This is a genomic window from Serratia sp. (in: enterobacteria) (assembly GCF_052400455.1).
Classification (GTDB): domain Bacteria; phylum Pseudomonadota; class Gammaproteobacteria; order Enterobacterales; family Enterobacteriaceae; genus Serratia; species Serratia ureilytica.
In genome coordinates this window covers 1,823,138-1,838,209 of record NZ_CP185812.1, presented here as the reverse complement: position 1 = coordinate 1,838,209, position 15,072 = coordinate 1,823,138, and the positions used below count along the sequence as shown (strand labels likewise).

General features: G+C 54.2%; 16 protein-coding genes and 1 tRNA gene. 6 read left to right on the top strand and 11 right to left on the bottom strand.

The features are described 5' to 3' along the window. Positions 1 to 70: 70 nt before the first annotated feature. From ACORQT_RS08725 to ACORQT_RS08690, 8 genes are all read right to left on the bottom strand, one after another. Entirely contained in the window at positions 71 to 586 is a 516-nt protein-coding gene (locus ACORQT_RS08725; protein ID WP_197666393.1) for a response regulator transcription factor, read from the bottom strand. 91 nt (positions 587 to 677) lie between these two features. After that, positions 678 to 1,202, bottom strand: coding sequence for a hypothetical protein (locus ACORQT_RS08720; protein ID WP_049866670.1), 525 nt, complete (start codon positions 1,200 to 1,202; stop codon positions 678 to 680). Between the two features lie 136 nt (positions 1,203 to 1,338). After that, complete coding sequence (locus ACORQT_RS08715; protein WP_004928073.1) at positions 1,339 to 2,403, bottom strand: fimbrial protein; 1,065 nt, start codon at positions 2,401 to 2,403, stop codon at positions 1,339 to 1,341. Positions 2,404 to 2,418: 15 nt separating this feature from the next. Further along, on the bottom strand, positions 2,419 to 4,914 hold the full coding sequence (locus ACORQT_RS08710; RefSeq protein WP_444859360.1) for a fimbria/pilus outer membrane usher protein: 2,496 nt from the start codon (positions 4,912 to 4,914) through the stop codon (positions 2,419 to 2,421). 14 nt (positions 4,915 to 4,928) lie between these two features. After that, positions 4,929 to 5,624: a fimbrial biogenesis chaperone gene (locus ACORQT_RS08705; protein ID WP_042785679.1), complete on the bottom strand. Its 696-nt coding sequence runs from the start codon at positions 5,622 to 5,624 to the stop codon at positions 4,929 to 4,931. Between the two features lie 54 nt (positions 5,625 to 5,678). Beyond that, positions 5,679 to 6,275, bottom strand: a complete 597-nt coding sequence (locus ACORQT_RS08700; RefSeq protein ID WP_369795919.1) for a fimbrial protein — start codon at positions 6,273 to 6,275, stop codon at positions 5,679 to 5,681. Between the two features lie 820 nt (positions 6,276 to 7,095). Continuing rightward, positions 7,096 to 7,308: a hypothetical protein gene (locus ACORQT_RS08695; RefSeq protein WP_004928089.1), complete on the bottom strand. Its 213-nt coding sequence runs from the start codon at positions 7,306 to 7,308 to the stop codon at positions 7,096 to 7,098. A gap of 227 nt (positions 7,309 to 7,535) precedes the next feature. Further along, positions 7,536 to 7,623, bottom strand: a tRNA-Ser gene (locus tag ACORQT_RS08690). A gap of 229 nt (positions 7,624 to 7,852) precedes the next feature. Between ACORQT_RS08690 and yccA the strand changes: the two genes are divergently transcribed. Then, positions 7,853 to 8,512 carry an FtsH protease modulator YccA gene (gene yccA, locus ACORQT_RS08685; RefSeq protein ID WP_042784139.1) on the top strand — a complete coding sequence of 220 codons (660 nt, stop codon included), beginning with the start codon at positions 7,853 to 7,855 and terminating at the stop codon, positions 8,510 to 8,512. 109 nt (positions 8,513 to 8,621) lie between these two features. Next, positions 8,622 to 8,951: a sulfurtransferase TusE gene (gene tusE, locus ACORQT_RS08680; RefSeq protein ID WP_033642601.1), complete on the top strand. Its 330-nt coding sequence runs from the start codon at positions 8,622 to 8,624 to the stop codon at positions 8,949 to 8,951. Positions 8,952 to 8,985: 34 nt separating this feature from the next. On the opposite strand, the gene yccX is transcribed toward tusE, so the two are convergent. After that, entirely contained in the window at positions 8,986 to 9,264 is a 279-nt protein-coding gene (gene yccX / locus ACORQT_RS08675) for an acylphosphatase (RefSeq protein WP_164057174.1), read from the bottom strand. A 93-nt stretch (positions 9,265 to 9,357) separates the two neighbouring features. Between yccX and rlmI the strand changes: the two genes are divergently transcribed. Both rlmI and hspQ read left to right on the top strand, forming a co-directional pair. Next, a complete protein-coding gene (gene rlmI, locus ACORQT_RS08670; protein WP_042784137.1) occupies positions 9,358 to 10,548 on the top strand; it encodes a 23S rRNA (cytosine(1962)-C(5))-methyltransferase RlmI in 1,191 nt (396 codons plus the stop codon). Positions 10,549 to 10,608: 60 nt separating this feature from the next. Continuing rightward, entirely contained in the window at positions 10,609 to 10,926 is a 318-nt protein-coding gene (gene hspQ, locus ACORQT_RS08665) for a heat shock protein HspQ (protein WP_004928104.1), read from the top strand. Between the two features lie 58 nt (positions 10,927 to 10,984). Here the strand turns inward: hspQ and ACORQT_RS08660 are convergent, their stop codons facing one another. Further along, complete coding sequence (locus tag ACORQT_RS08660) at positions 10,985 to 11,398, bottom strand: CoA-binding protein (protein ID WP_033642598.1); 414 nt, start codon at positions 11,396 to 11,398, stop codon at positions 10,985 to 10,987. A 256-nt stretch (positions 11,399 to 11,654) separates the two neighbouring features. Here ACORQT_RS08660 and ACORQT_RS08655 point away from each other — a divergent pair, with 256 nt between their 5' ends. Then, positions 11,655 to 12,320: a DUF2057 family protein gene (locus ACORQT_RS08655; protein WP_164057186.1), complete on the top strand. Its 666-nt coding sequence runs from the start codon at positions 11,655 to 11,657 to the stop codon at positions 12,318 to 12,320. A 121-nt stretch (positions 12,321 to 12,441) separates the two neighbouring features. Continuing rightward, the gene (locus ACORQT_RS08650; protein WP_042784134.1) at positions 12,442 to 12,900 is read left to right on the top strand and encodes a methylglyoxal synthase; all 459 of its coding nucleotides are present in this window, start codon (positions 12,442 to 12,444) and stop codon (positions 12,898 to 12,900) included. Between the two features lie 33 nt (positions 12,901 to 12,933). On the opposite strand, the gene helD is transcribed toward ACORQT_RS08650, so the two are convergent. Then, on the bottom strand, positions 12,934 to 14,988 hold the full coding sequence (helD, locus tag ACORQT_RS08645; RefSeq protein WP_089191473.1) for a DNA helicase IV: 2,055 nt from the start codon (positions 14,986 to 14,988) through the stop codon (positions 12,934 to 12,936). Positions 14,989 to 15,072 lie beyond the last annotated feature (84 nt).

Genomic DNA, 15,072 nt, shown 5'->3' with positions numbered 1-15,072 from the left:
AAAAACCCGCTTCGGCGGGTTTATTTTACTCGGGCATCAGACGGCGCTCACTCCGCCAACGGCATCACGCTTACACTCGCTCATCCGCCGCAACAATAAATTGGTGAAAACGTTCGATTTCCAATTTACGCATGGCGTTCATTTTATGCTGGCTGACGGTTTTCTCGGAAATGCCCAACGCCTTAGCGACGCCGGTATTCGGTTTTCCCGCCAGCAGCATGGCCAACACCGAAAGCTCGCGCGGCGACAGGCTCTTCCCTTTGCAGCTCGCGGTGAACATTTTTATTGCCTCAACGAACGTCGTAAGACCAATGTTTTTTTTCAGACAGTTAAAATTCGCCAGTCGCGGCGTTTCCACGCCGGTTAAGACGATCGTATTGTCAGGCCTGTCGATAATATGCGATAAGAAATTCATAACCCGACAGATAGACGAGAAAGAGACGATGACCACTTCTGCATGACAATACATGGCATGTAATCCACGGCGTGCAGATGAATGCAGCCCCATAACTTCAACGCCCTCCAACGACATTAAGATCTGCGATATGCCATAGAATAAATAGTAATCATCAGAAAATATAGCCACTCGCACAGGATCACCCCATTGCTATTTGTCATGGGCGCGTTTTTAACAACGCCCCCATGGCAGTCATGTCAATTAACTTTATTGGTCCGACTTACTTAAGTGAAGAACATAATGAGATCAGCAATGCGGACAGCGATGAGAGATATTTTTCATCCAAATTCATAATGCCATCTTCACTGTATTTCACGTTATTATCTAGAATTTCATGAATACTCTCGACGGCGCATACGGCATCCTTCCAAACTACGCGCCGACCGAAAGGCGAAGCGCCGAGATATTGCGCGCTTTGGCGAAAGCCAACGATAAAGTCGCGCAATATATCGAGCACAATCAATACTTCCTCCCTGCTGACACACCGCTTCATTTGCACTTTATCCAGGAAAACGCTGAGCGTGCTTTGTAAGGAAAACAGGTTCTTGAACAACCCGCCGGCGATATCCTTCGGTGTTTTCACGCTGGTTGATATGACAAAAGGGAGCTCTCCATGCTGCGAGATATATTGATAAAGCCCATTTATCGCCGTCGTCGGCTTAATATCCAAACCGCGAAGAATGACGTCAACCTCATCTTTTAGCGATTTTTCCACTTTGACACCGATCTGGATTTGTTCCGTCATACAATTCATCCTCAACATAGAGATCCGGATTAAACACCAATATTATTCAAGCAAATAATATTCGCCACCAATTACCATGTTAAGATTTTTCTTATATGTGGCAACCTGTTTTTTATTATTAAAAATAACAAAAGAATTATTTATATATAATGTTAAGCGTAGCCGATGTGTTAATTCCCCCGCTGCTCATTGCGGTGGGGCTGTAAGGATAATAATAGGCCGCCATGCCGATGGAAAATTGTGCATCCAAGGCATTGCCGGTTCCCACGTGAAATAATGAAGTCGCCGCACCTGGCGTCACGCTGGAAAGCGACAGCGTGACGGGATTATTCGGCGAAGCCGTCTTGACCAGCCGGATGCCAATGCCTTTTGCCGCCTCAGCGCTTTTATCAATCAAAACCGTATTATCCGAAGACAACAGATTATTGCTGGATAAAAACATATTGATATCCCGATCGGCCGTGCCGCCACTTTGCCGATTCTGGCAGCTGAAATTCAGCGTAAAGGGCGTCAGGCCATTTTGCGCCCCCTGAGTAATCTGCGATATCCCCAGCGTCGGCAACTTCACCGCCAGGCCGGCATTGTCGAAAGTGCAGGTCGTCATCTTGGGCGCATACTTGATGGTCATCGGCTGTCCGTACATATCGCGCTGATCGTAAGGCCAATTGAAACCGTTGAGCAGCCAGGTCAAGATCTTCACCAACTGCTTGGCGGGCCACAAAATGATCTCCAGCAAGGACATCCCGCTCAGATCGGTCACGAACATCACGTCCTTAAGGCTAACCGTGTCGCCGGGTATCGATGTGCCCGTCTTGCTGACCAGACTGAAACGAATATTCATCGGCTGATTCAATTCCGAAGCGGAGTGCGATCCCCAACCGCTAAGTTTTTTGTTGGCGATGTCGTTGGTTATTTCAGCGCGTATCCAATATTTACCGTTGTTGAATCCCAGAATGGTCGCCTTTGTGCTGTCGGTTGACAGGATGCGCGTATAGCCGAATTCGCTGCTCGAGGTTGAACAACTGAATGAACCGCTGTATTGCGTATAAAAACTGCCTTCCCAGACCGGGGTTTTATCGCTGAGCTTATCCGACAAATCGACGTAGATAGGCGGCGCATATTGGATGCCGTTGCCGTAGCATGAAGCGTAACTGTAACCGCTGAACAACAGGGACAGGGTCAGTGCGAGTATCCTGAGCATGGTGTAATTATCCTTTTATCGACATGTGTTGGCTGCGCTGTCCATCGAGATTTTCGGGCGTTCAATCTTGCAGACACCGTCATTCAGCCTGACCTCCAGTGACGTTGGCTGCTGCTCCACCCGCAGATACAGGACGCTGGCCTGCCCGACGAAGCCAATGGCATGCCCGCTTTGATCCGCCACCTCCGCACCAAATGGCAGGGGCTTATTGCCGCGCTTAAAGGCGCGCAGCGTATAAGGCCGACGCCGATCGGTTTCGAATCTCAAATAGTTGACGGCGCCGGCATAGGGCACGCTGTTGGCGATATTGCCGACGATCTCGGCGCCGGAACTGTAGCCGGTATCCGACAATGTCACGGAGTTTTGCCGGTAAGGCGTGGCGTAAGGCACCAAAGCCAGCCCTTCGTCGTTAGTGACGATGCTCTCGTCGCCGTTCACCATCAGCCCTTTGGCCTTGGGCGCGTCCACCACCATCATGGTGTTGCCCATTTCGTTGGACGCCAGCAAATGCCAAGGGATCGCCACCAGGCTGCCGCGGGCGCTCATGCCCAACTGTCGATAGTCTGATGATTCACTGTAGGAGCCGCCGACGGTCGTCGCGTTGGCGCGATAGGCGGCATTCACGCTCGCCATGCTGTTGCCGCCGCTTTGATTGCTGCCGGCAAGCGCATAACTCAGACGGTTTGATTCCAGCGCATTGCCGCTCAGGCTCAGCGAGCTTTGCTGATAGTGCGAATCGGTGGCGGATAAGCTGGTGCTGAGATAGGCATTGTTGTCGAACATCGACAACGGCACGCTCAAAGAGAGATAAAACCGCGTCTCTTCTTTGCGATCGGAATTTCTCACGCGACTCGCGGAAATGTTGTAACTGACGCGCGCGAAGGCGTTTGAATACCCGAGCTGGTATTCCCGGCTTTTATTCGTATCCGACCAATAGTCGCGCTGGGTGCCGGAGAAATAGAGCGTGCCCCACCCGTCTGCGAGCCTCTGATTCAGGTTCAAATTGAAGGTATTGCGCGGACGAGCGGCGCGAACGGCGTCCCAGGTATTCAAATCCAGCGGGGCAAGCTCATCGTCATCCCGATCGTTCCAATAATCGTGAAAGCGCTTGTCACGCTCGCGGTAGCCTTGATGGGTGTAGATGGCATCGTTGAAACTGTAATAACCTTTGGTCGAATAACGGTAAGCCGCCAGCGTGAAGTTGGTTGCGGTAGCGTCCAAAAACTTGCTGTAGGCGATCCGAAAACTTTGCCCATTATCATTGCGATCCTGCAAATGCGTCGAGGCCTGAGTCACATCGACGGATACCGCGCCGAACGGCAGATTCCAGCCACTGCCCAGCAGCCAGGCGCGATAGTCCTCGCTGAGGATCGTACCGGCGTAACCGGTGACCAGATTATTGAAGCCGTACTGCAGCGTGCCCTGCACGAAAGCGGGCGCATAGTCGGTATCCGCCTGATTGACCTTACCGGCCACCAGGCCATATTTGCTGACGCCCTGCTTCAACATGTTGGGAACGGCGGAAAACGGCACGGTAAAGGATTGTTCCCGCCCGTCGGCTTCCCTGACCACGACCAACAGATCCCCCGCAGAACCGGTCGGCAATATATTGTCCAGCGTAAAGGCGCCCGGCGGCACGTTCTCCTGATAGATGAGGTTGCCGTTTTGCAATACTTTCACCAGGGCATTGCTCTGCGCCACGCCCCGTACTATCGGCGAAAAGCCCTGCTGCGAATTGGGCCGCATGTTGATATCCGAGGCTAAAGCGCCGCCCCGCACCCGAATCGAGTCGAACAAATCACCCGGCGAATAGAAATCGCCCATCGTCAGGTTCGATTTGATGGCGGCGAAGCCACGCTGCACATAGCGAGTATTATTTTGCCAATCGCTGCCTTGCCGCGAACTGCTGCGGAAATTGCTGCTGTCTCTGAATTGCCAACCCGCCAGATTGACCCCCGATTCCAAACCGGTATAGAAATCGTCGTTTGACGCCTTGTCGCCCTGCAACGACTGCTCGTGGTAATAGGTGGCGTTATAGGCCAGCAGCAACGCAGGCACGCCGCGATCCCAAAATTTGGCGTCAACATAGCCGGCCTCTGCGCGAATCACTCGCGACTGGGGCACCGTCAGCTTAAGGCTCAACGTCCCCACATCGAAGTCCGCCCTTCCTCCTTGCACTAACGTTTGGACGGGGATCGGCCCCTTGTCCACCCCGATGGACAAACGACTCATATCGATGCCCAACAGGGCGGCGTCACGATGGGCGATGCGAATATCGCCTTTATGTTCGCCGAACTGCAACGAGAACCGCCCTTTCCAACTCTGGTTGACATACACGTCGACCGTTTGCGTGCCTGCCGGCATGTCATTATTGAGGTAAAAACGCGACAGATCGGATTCGCTGGACGCACCGGCCAATAGAGAAGTGTCGAATTTCATCGCCGATGCTTTATTTAACGGTATGAATACAGATGCGGTCAGTATCGAAAGCAATTTTAGTTTAAGCTTCATGGCCGTTCTTCACGTTAGCGGGCTGTAATGGCTTTAGATTTATAAGCCCCCAGGTCGTCGATATAGAGCAGGGTGTAGGGAATATTCCGGCTCACGCCAACTTTGGTCGGGGCAAAGAGGCTGGAATATGGCCCGACCATCACTGAATCGACCAACAGATTCTTTTTGCCTTTCTGATCAACATTGGCCAACGTAAAATAGTAAGGGCCTTTGTTGATAACCTTAAATCCCTTCCCCGCCGCCTGGAGTTCAATGAAGTCGGTGATGTTATTGACACTGCCGGTTAACCCTGCCGGGCGATAAAATAGCTTGATGCGTGATTTGATGGCTAATTGCAGCGTATTGACGCCCTGCAAATTCTCCGGCGTAGGCGGGATATCCAGCACATTCAAATAAAATACCGACTCACGATCGCCGGGAAGCGCCGCGTTCATTTTTTGTATGCGTAATTGCTGGCCATTATTTCCGGCAACTTTCACAACCGGCGGGGATAACAAGAACGGCACGGTTGCCGTTTCAGGCGTCGAATTTATATCACCGTCATCAATCCATGCCTGCACCAGTGCCGGATCGTCACCATTGTTGACTAACTGAACGATAACATCCTTGTTTTTTTCCGGATAAATAACGCGCGTTCCATTAATTACAATATTGGCATCGGCGCAAAAGCTGCTGAGAAACAATCCAGCAAAGATTAAGCACTGTTTCATAGTCACCCCAGAAGCCAGGCCTTTGCCTTGGGCGCAGGCCTGGCTTAATTGCAATTACAGGTAAGAAATGGTGTAAGTCACGTTGGAACTCAATTCCCCCACTTTTGCCGCCAATGCATTGGTCTTGTAGTAATAGGCGTCCAGCGTCAGCGTTTCGGCATCCGGCGCCGTTTTATCGCCTTTGATCTTGGTGACATAAGGCACGTTCAACGGAATCGGCGTGGATGAACCCGGCTCAGCCAGAGAAAAACCGACGTTTTTCGCTACGGCGGCGTCGCTTTCATTCACGGAGCTGTTCAGCAGATATTTCCCGTCGGTAGAGATATTATTCGCCGAAGAGAAGTAGATCTTCAGCGGCGTACCGGCCGTTCCCGCCGCCGGCGTGCAGCCGGAGAACGTCAGCGAGAAAGATTTCTTGTTTTTGGTGATGGGGCCGACCACGGTGCCCGCATCAGTCACGGAAATCGGGCTGAGCGCAACGGTAAAATCGGCGCTTTTCCCGCCATTGATGGTACAAGTGGTATCCGTAACGGCACCGCTAAACGAAATAACGCCACCGGCGGAATTATCTGCCGCCGTTGCGCCCACAGATGTTAACGCGGCAGCCAATACCGCCAAAGAGATGCCTTGCTTAATCATAATAAACCCCATTACTTTCTTCGCTGAGAGAGCATATATAAAATGACCTACACCATTAAACCGTTTAGAGGCTAACGAAGCTTAGGCAATAGCAGAGTATTGACAGCATCCTGCCATCTAAAAGTTTATATGCGACGGTATATATTTATATATATCCAAGTGTATTCTAAAAGATATCCGACAATGGGAAAAATCTCATTCACCGCCAGATGCAGGACATATTAATTCCAAAGACAAAAAAATTGCAACATCGAATCAAATAATTTTCATGACAATAAAAAAAATGAATCGAGCAATGACCGGAAGGATGTGTGCCTTAAAAGAGTGAGTACGGCAGGCTGCTTACTGCGCGGGTCAAATGAGGGCCGCCATTTCCTCATAAAAGCGCTTGTGGCATAAAAAACAAAAAGCCATTGATATAAAAAGAAAAAACACACAAAGAAAAATCTTAGATTCCTTAACCCTCCTCATCCCTCCACGTAAGGTTTACTTTTCCCCTACCTTAAAAATTATCCGACCTACCGCTATAGGAGTAGCCCGGAAATGCGATACTCTCTGCACATGAATATTCAGACACACAAGAAACAGCGTGCGAATTTTTCTTTACTCAGTCGATAAGGATGAATTTTTCAGAGAAAAATATATCTTTCCCTATCAATATAAAACCCACCTTTAAAGTATATTAAAAAATATACTGAAAGATAATTCATTTAAATAAATCGCTACAGGGGTCAAACAAGATTGGGGAAAAGGGATGCATCGCGAGTAACGGCGGGAATAAAAAACCCGAGCGCCACAGGCTCGGGTTGATAGCAACACAGACATTCGACGATCAGAGCGGCTTTTCAGTCCGTACGATGCCGTGATTCTTCATCACCTCTTCCATCGTAAGGCTATCGTCATACGGCGTCTCGTCGACCACAACGTCTTTCGGACGCTCATAGGGTTTGGTCGCACGTTTGAACATCCACCACCATACGAACACCAGGAAAGCGCCGGACTTGAGAAAAATCATGGTCCATAGGGCGACTTGATACCAGTTCATCTCTGTCTCCTAAGAGTATTAAGCAAAATCGATAAGGCGGCGTTAATTATCGTGCCGGTCACGCCTGACAGCAGCAGGCATCCGAGCAGCCTGCCTTGATGACCGCATAATCTCACCGATGCGTAGCCCTTATCAATAGCCGTCCGCGTTTCCTGCGGGCGACCGTCAAGTTCTCAGCACGCAAAAGCAAAAAACCCCGCGCTCTAAGAGCGCGGGGTCAGAATGTATGGCGGAGGAGCAGAGATTCGAACTCTGGAACGGTTTCCCGTCGACGGTTTTCAAGACCGTTGCCTTCAGCCACTCGGCCACCCCTCCGCAACGACGCGCACTATAAACAGAGCTTATTCGCTTGTAAAGCCCAGGCGCGTTCAACCGCGCGAAAAATCGACGGAATGATGCAAGCCGGCGAACAAACGCGTGGCCGCTCCCCCCGCTGTTGCAACAATGATAACTAAGGGTAAAGATTGGTAAACAAACTTTAATCAAGCGCTTGCGCTGCCTATCATCGGGATTATTTTGTGATGGCCTGATAAGAGAGATCATTATGGACCGCATTGTCGTCTCGTCTTCCTCGCGCGACTCCCTGCTCAGCACGCATAAAGTCCTGCGCAACACCTATTTCCTGTTATCCCTGACGCTGGCTTTCTCGGCGCTGACCGCAACCGCCAGTACCCTGCTGGGCCTGCCTGCGCCGGGCTTGCTGCTGATGCTGGTTGGCTTCTACGGCCTGATGTTCCTGACGCATAAACTGGCCAACAGCCCGGCAGGCATTCTGGCGGCGTTCGCGTTGACCGGTTTCATGGGGTATGCCCTCGGCCCGATCCTCAGCTCGTTCCTGAACGCCGGCGCGGGCGATCTGATCATGCTGGCGCTGGGCGGCACCGCCGCGGTGTTCTTGTGCTGCTCGGCCTACGTGCTGACCACCCGTAAAGACATGTCGTTCCTGTCCGGCATGATGATGGCCGGTTTTGTGGTGCTGCTGGTGGCGGTGATCGCCAACCTGTTCCTGCAGATCCCTGCTCTGCACCTGGCGATCAGCGCGCTGTTCATTCTGTTCTCCGCCGGCGCGATCTTGTGGGAAACCAGCAACATCATTCACGGCGGCGAGACCAACTACATTCGCGCCACCGTCAGCCTGTACGTATCGCTGTACAACATGTTCATCAGCCTGTTGAGCATCCTGGGCTTCGCCCGCAGCAACTGATCGCGTGTTACCCCGCCTTCCAGGCCCCGCTCCGGCGGGGCTTTATTTTTGCGGCTGAAAAAATTTGCTAAACTGGCGGCCGTTCCGAATTATCCGTTATCGAGGCAGTATGTTGGAGTTTGAAGGTCGGGTTATCGACACTGACGCGCAGGGCTATCTGAAAAACAGCGCCGACTGGCATGAAGGCCTGGCGCCGCTGCTGGCCGCGCAGGAAGAGATCGTGCTCACCGAAGCACACTGGGAAGTGGTGCGCTTTGTGCGCGACTTCTATCAGGAATTCAATACCTCACCGGCTATTCGCATGCTGGTCAAAGCCATGGCGCAGAAATACGGCGAAGAAAAAGGCAACAGCCGCTATCTGTACCGCCTGTTCCCGAAAGGGCCGGCCAAACAGGCCACCAAGATCGCCGGATTGCCCAAACCGGTAAAATGCATCTGACCGCTCCGCCCGCAGCGCCGCTGCAGGCGAGCACTTAATAGCGAATGCCGAACCCGTCGTAGTCGGTCACGCCCTTCGGCTCCACCAGCACGCGTTCGACGCGCGCGCTGCGCGGGCCGCCCTGCTTCAGCCATGCGACCAGCGAGTCCACCTGCGCCTGTGTGCCGCAGGCCACCACCTGAACGCTGCCGTCATCAAGGTTGCGCGCATAGCCCGTCACCCCCAGCGCCTCAGCCTGCCGCTGAGTGGAATAGCGAAACCCTACCCCCTGCACCACGCCATACACATACGCAGCAATGCAAACTTGTGTCATAATCGCCCCCTTAATTCAGTTTTCGTTATGGCATTGCCGTGCCTTTGCACCGCCGTGTCACTCTTTCTATCCTAGCTGGCAGCATTATTAATTATGACCGTACGCCTGTTTCTCGCCAAAGGACGTGAAAAGTCCTTACTCCGTCGTCACCCTTGGGTATTCTCCGGCGCCGTTCAACGCGTCGAGGGCAAAGCGCTCTCCGGTGAAACCATCGATATTCTCGACAGCCAGGGCAAATGGCTGGCTCGCGGCGCCTATTCGCCCGAGTCGCAGATCCGCGCACGCGTCTGGACTTTCCAGCAGGATGAAGAGATTAACATCGATTTCTTCATTCGCCGCCTGCAGCAAGCGCAAAGCTGGCGTGATTGGGTCGCGCAGCGCGACGGCCTGGACGGATACCGCCTGATCGCCGGCGAGTCCGACGGCCTACCGGGCATCACTATCGATCGCTTCCAGAATTTCCTGGTGCTGCAGCTGCTGTCCGCCGGCGCCGAATATCAGCGCCCGGCTCTGCTTTCCGCTCTGCAGCATTGTTACCCGGAATGTTCAATTTACGACCGTTCCGACGTGGCGGTGCGTAAAAAAGAAGGCCTGCCGCTGGCGCAAGGCCCGGTGCTGGGCGATCTGCCGCCGGAGCTGCTGCCGATCACCGAACACGGCATGAAACTGCTGGTGGACATTCAGCAAGGGCACAAGACCGGTTTCTATCTCGATCAGCGCGACAGCCGCCTGGCGGCGCGTAACTACTCCGCCGGCCGCCGGGTGCTGAACTGCTTCTCTTACACCGGCGCCTTCGCCGTTTCCGCTCTGATGGGCGGCTGCGCGCAGGTGATCAGTGTAGATACCTCGCAGGCGGCGCTGGATATCGCCAGACAGAACGTCGAGCTCAACAAGTTGGATCTGAACAAGGCAGAGTTCGTTCGCGATGACGTGTTCCAACTGCTGCGCAACTACCGCGCCCAAGGCGAGAAATTCGATCTGATCATCATGGATCCGCCGAAGTTCGTCGAGAACAAAAACCAGCTGGCCAGCGCCTGCCGTGGCTACAAAGACATTAATATGCTGGCGCTGCAGCTGCTGAACCCGGGCGGCATTCTGCTCAGCTTCTCTTGCTCCGGGCTGATGCCGACCGATCTGTTCCAGAAAATTTTGGCCGACGCCGCTGTAGATGCCGGACGTGATGTACAATTTATAGAACAGTTCCGCCAGGCTGCCGATCACCCGGTGATCGCCACGTACCCTGAGGGGCTGTATCTGAAAGGCTTCGCTTGTCGGGTGATGTAACTTGAAATGCGCTGCCTTGCCCCCATATATGAGCAAGGCATTGTTTCTCAGGAGGTCATCATGATTGCCAGCAAATTCGGTATCGGACAACAGGTTAGGCATAAACTGCTGGGGTATTTGGGCGTCGTTATCGATATCGACCCTGAATACTCTTTGGAACAACCCAAAGCTGACGAGATAGCGGCGAACGATGAACTGCGTTCCGCTCCTTGGTACCACGTGGTGATGGAAGACGAGGAAGGCCAACCGGTGCATACCTATCTGGCGGAAGCGCAGCTGGATGGCGAGCCCCAGGAAGCGCATCCCGAGCAACCATCGCTGGATGAACTGGCGGAATCCATCCGTCACCAGTTACAGGCGCCACGCTTGCGCAATTGACCGCGCCAAGACCTGAGAAACCCTGAAAGAGCCCGGCATCGCGCCGGGCTCTTTTTATTTAGCGCTCCAGCCCCAAACGCGGGATTTCGATTTTCGGGCAGCGATCCATCACCACCTGCAGCCCGGCCTGTTGCGCCAGCACTGCCGCCTGGTCATTAATCACGCCGATCTGCAACCACAGCGCCTTGGCGCCGATCGCTATCGCCTCTTGCGCCACGCCGTAGGCTGCCTCCGAATTGCGAAAAACGTCGACCATATCGACCGGCTGCGGGATGGCGGCCAGCGTGGCATAAACCGGCTGCCCCAACAGCGTCTGCCCCGCCAGTTTTGGGCTCACCGGGATCACCTGATATCCCTGCGACAACAGATAAGCCATCACCCCATAGCTGGGCCGCGACGGGTTATCGCTGGCGCCCACCAGCGCGATGGTTTTCACCTGCTGCAATAACTCAACAATCTCTTGATCTTGCATCTTCAACTCCCGTTTATCACTGCGTCACTCTTCCGTTTCGAGTGTAACCGATCGGCATTCGCGCGGCTAAACGCTACGCGCAGGAAACTTCAGCGTAATCTTATGGTCTGAGGCTGTCGCGGTTCAGCCACGCACAGACGTGTCTAATTACAAATAAATATGTAAAAATGTAAATAAAATACCCAATTGAAAAATTTTGACACAACCTATGCCATGTTCAACACTTAGAGCTACGTCACTTTATAAGGAGATAATGATGAAATTTGGTCTGGTGGTTGCGGCGTTGCTCAGCATCAGCATGCCTGCCGCGGCTACGACCCTGAAACTCTCCCCGGACATCGATCTGCTGGTGGTCGACGGCAAGAAAATGACAGGTTCGTTGTTAAAAGGCGCCGACAGCCTTGAACTGGATGGCGGACAGCACCAGCTGCTGTTTAAAGTGACCAAAACCGTACGTTCCGGCCAGCATACGCAGGCCTATGCGTCCCTGCCGCTGGTTGCCACCTTCAATACGCAAAAGATCAGTCAGGTGGCGATCGAACTGCCGCGCATCGAGAACGATCGTGACGCGCAACGCTTCGATAAAACGCTGAACTATCGGGTGGTGGATAAAGAGGGTAATGCCCTGCCGTTCCAGCATGATGTGCTGCATCCCGACAGCGTCACCTTCAATGCCGATTTGGAAAAGGTGATGACGGATTACAATCGCCAAAGCCGCCCGGCTTCCGTCCCGCTTTTCGTCCAGCCGAACGCAGGCAAGACAACAGCCTCCCTGCCGGCCGGCGCACCGGTGAATGCCCCGACGGTGACGCTGAAAGGTGAAAACGTGTCGGAACAGATGCTGCAATACTGGTTCCAACAGGCGGACAAGGAAACCCAGAAGCGCTTCCTGCACTGGGCCAACAAACAACCGGTTCGCTGATCCCTCCCGGCGCCTTAGCCGCGAAGGCGCCTTTTCTTCGCATTTTCAGCTGCAAACGCTAGGCAGTGAAAAACAGTTTCAGTAATCTGTCGCACATCACCGATTAGCGAAGGACACTGAGATGGAATTGACCACCCGCACTATCGCCGAGCGCAAACACATTGCGCTGGTGGCGCACGATCACCGCAAACAGGCCCTGCTGGAGTGGGTTGAAAGCCACAAGACCATTCTGGCGCAGCACCAGTTGTACGCCACCGGCACCACCGGCAACCTGATCCAGCGTGCCAGCGGCATTCCCGTCACCAGCATGCTGAGCGGCCCAATGGGGGGCGATCAGCAAGTCGGCGCACTGATTGCGGAAGGCAAGATAGACATGCTGATCTTCTTCTGGGATCCGCTGAACGCGGTTCCGCACGATCCGGACGTGAAGGCCCTGCTGCGGCTGGCGACCGTCTGGAATATTCCGGTAGCGACCAACCGTTCGACCGCTGATTTTCTGATTGACTCTCCGCTGTTCAAAAGCGAGGTGGAGATCGCCATCCCCGACTATCAGCGTTACCTGCAAGACCGCCTGAAATAGTCCTTTCGGCCTGGCTACCGCCAGGCCAGCTGCTTACGGTTTTTTCTGCACCGGAACGCCAAGCTCACGCAGGTGGTCGACAAACACCGAAGGACGTTCACGATCCTGCAACAGCCATACCTGATGTTTGGCGCGAGTCAACGCGACATACAGCAGACGGCGCTCTTCAGCATCCGGAAAGTCCTCCGGCTGCGGCAGTAACACCTCTTCCAACACCGACTCGCGCGCCACGGCGGGGAAGCCGTCGCGCCCCTCATGCAAACCGGCGATGATGACGTATTCCGCCTGCTGCCCCTTGCTGGCGTGGATGGTCATAAACTCCAGATCCAGCTTTGGCCAGCGGGTGGCCGCTTTCGCCAGCGCTTCCGGTTTCAGATGGTGGTAACGCGCCAGCACCAGGATGCGCTCATCCGGCTTGGCGTAGCCGCTCAGCTTGTCCAGTAGCGGCTCCAACTGCTCGTGCGGCAGGATCGTCACCGACTTTTTATTGCCCTTGCTCAGGCTATTGAGCGGTTTTTTCAGCTGGTGCGGGTTCTGCTGCACGAACCGGTTGGCCACCTCGCCGATACGTTCATTGAAACGATAGGTGGTATCCAGTGCGCACTGCGCGCCTTCGCCGAAGTTCGTGGCGAAGGCCGTGGTTAACGTCAGTTCTGCGCCGCTGAAGCGATAAATCGCCTGCCAGTCATCCCCTACAGCAAACAGGCAGGTCTGCTTGTTCTGTCGGCGCAATGCCGCCAGCAACAGTGCACGCTGCGGTGAGATATCCTGAAACTCGTCGACCAGAATATGTTTCCACGGGCTGACGAAGCGCCCCTTGTCGAGAATGTTGACCGCCTGATGGATAAGGCCGGAGAAGTCCACCGCCCCTTCCTCTTTCAAGGCGCTTTTCCAGGCTTTCAGCAGCGGCGCCATCAGCCTGATGCGTTTTGAAAACAGATCGCGGATTTCTTCATCCGCCTGCTCGATCATTTCCGCCTGGCTGCCGCCATGCATGCGCATCAGCCCCAACCAGCGTTCCAACCGGCTTGCCAGGCGATCCGCCAGGCGCTTATCCTGCCAGAAGTCGCCTTCCGGCACTTCCCATTCCAGCTCTTCGGTCAACCATTGACGCCACCCCTTGGCCTGCGCTTTCTTCTCCGCGCACTGTTGGCGCCAATGGGTGATCAGCAGCTCTTTGCGCGCTTTGGCATCGGTTTCCAACCGGCTGATGGCCGGCGCTTTGCGGCTGCCTTGTTGAATGATTTGCAGCGCCAAGGCATGGAAGGTCTTGGCCTGAATGCCGACATCCCCCAAACGTTCTTTGATGCGGTCGTTCATCTCGCCGGCGGCCTGACGGCCGAACGCCAACAGCAAGATTTGACCCGGCTCAGCCTCCTGACGACGCAGCAGCCAGCCGGCGCGCGCCACCAGCACCGACGTTTTGCCGCTGCCGGCGCCGGCCAACACCAGCACGGAATCCTCGCCATTGACCACCGCCCGGCTCTGGGCGTCGTTGAGCGGCGAACTCTCGACGGTCTGGAAGAAATCATGGTGTTGCTCCAGCATGCGCTCGGTCCACTGCCGGTTGCGTTGCTCGATGCTGCGCGCCCCCTGCTGCAACCATTGCAAACACAGATGGTAATCAGCCCGGCAGTTATCGAATTCCTCCAGGCGCGCCACCGGCATCGGTAGCGCGGAGAAAGCCTCGCGAATTTGCTGCTGCAGCTTGCCCAGCTCAGACTTTTTGAACCATTTATCTTGTTGCTCAATGCGCTTAATCTGCGCCACCTGCTGTTGCAACACGCCGGCGCTGACGTCGCTCATTTCGGCGCTCCACTGCTGCCACGCCTGCTGCAGAAAGTGATAAAAACGCTGCGTTTCCTGCCATTCGGTGCCGTGCAGCCGCACCACTTTTTCGTCCGGTAATTCAAATTCCAGCTCGCCCCAGACGATGCCACGCTTGCACCTGACCTGAATCAGTTGATTGAAGGGGATCAGATATTCATGTTTTTCCCCGCTCACCTCAACGCCGGCGTGCAACAACCGCACGCGGTTATAAGGGTGCTGAGCCAGGTGTTTCCCCAGCGATGTCGCTTTAAGTTCCATATCGTCGCGCCATGACTATGTTGAGATTAAATAACGGATATCTGCCAGTTTACCTGCGATAAGCAGTGGCACTCTAGCGCTAAA

Bases quoted from the DNA above. Each gene is read 5' to 3' on its own strand.
- ACORQT_RS08705 (WP_042785679.1), bottom strand. From the start codon at position 5,624: ATGAAACAGTGCTTAATCTTTGCTGGATTGTTTCTCAGCAGCTTTTGC.
- ACORQT_RS08700 (WP_369795919.1), bottom strand. From the start codon at position 6,275: ATGGGGTTTATTATGATTAAGCAAGGCATCTCTTTGGCGGTATTGGCT.
- tusE (WP_033642601.1), top strand. From the start codon at position 8,622: ATGTTGGAGTTTGAAGGTCGGGTTATCGACACTGACGCGCAGGGCTAT.
- ACORQT_RS08655 (WP_164057186.1), top strand. From the start codon at position 11,655: ATGAAATTTGGTCTGGTGGTTGCGGCGTTGCTCAGCATCAGCATGCCT.
- ACORQT_RS08710 (WP_444859360.1), bottom strand. From the start codon at position 4,914: ATGAAGCTTAAACTAAAATTGCTTTCGATACTGACCGCATCTGTATTC.
- rlmI (WP_042784137.1), top strand. From the start codon at position 9,358: ATGACCGTACGCCTGTTTCTCGCCAAAGGACGTGAAAAGTCCTTACTC.
- hspQ (WP_004928104.1), top strand. From the start codon at position 10,609: ATGATTGCCAGCAAATTCGGTATCGGACAACAGGTTAGGCATAAACTG.
- yccA (WP_042784139.1), top strand. From the start codon at position 7,853: ATGGACCGCATTGTCGTCTCGTCTTCCTCGCGCGACTCCCTGCTCAGC.
- ACORQT_RS08720 (WP_049866670.1), bottom strand. From the start codon at position 1,202: ATGACGGAACAAATCCAGATCGGTGTCAAAGTGGAAAAATCGCTAAAA.
- ACORQT_RS08660 (WP_033642598.1), bottom strand. From the start codon at position 11,398: ATGCAAGATCAAGAGATTGTTGAGTTATTGCAGCAGGTGAAAACCATC.
- ACORQT_RS08650 (WP_042784134.1), top strand. From the start codon at position 12,442: ATGGAATTGACCACCCGCACTATCGCCGAGCGCAAACACATTGCGCTG.
- ACORQT_RS08715 (WP_004928073.1), bottom strand. From the start codon at position 2,403: ATGCTCAGGATACTCGCACTGACCCTGTCCCTGTTGTTCAGCGGTTAC.
- ACORQT_RS08695 (WP_004928089.1), bottom strand. From the start codon at position 7,308: ATGAACTGGTATCAAGTCGCCCTATGGACCATGATTTTTCTCAAGTCC.
- helD (WP_089191473.1), bottom strand. From the start codon at position 14,988: ATGGAACTTAAAGCGACATCGCTGGGGAAACACCTGGCTCAGCACCCT.
- yccX (WP_164057174.1), bottom strand. From the start codon at position 9,264: ATGACACAAGTTTGCATTGCTGCGTATGTGTATGGCGTGGTGCAGGGG.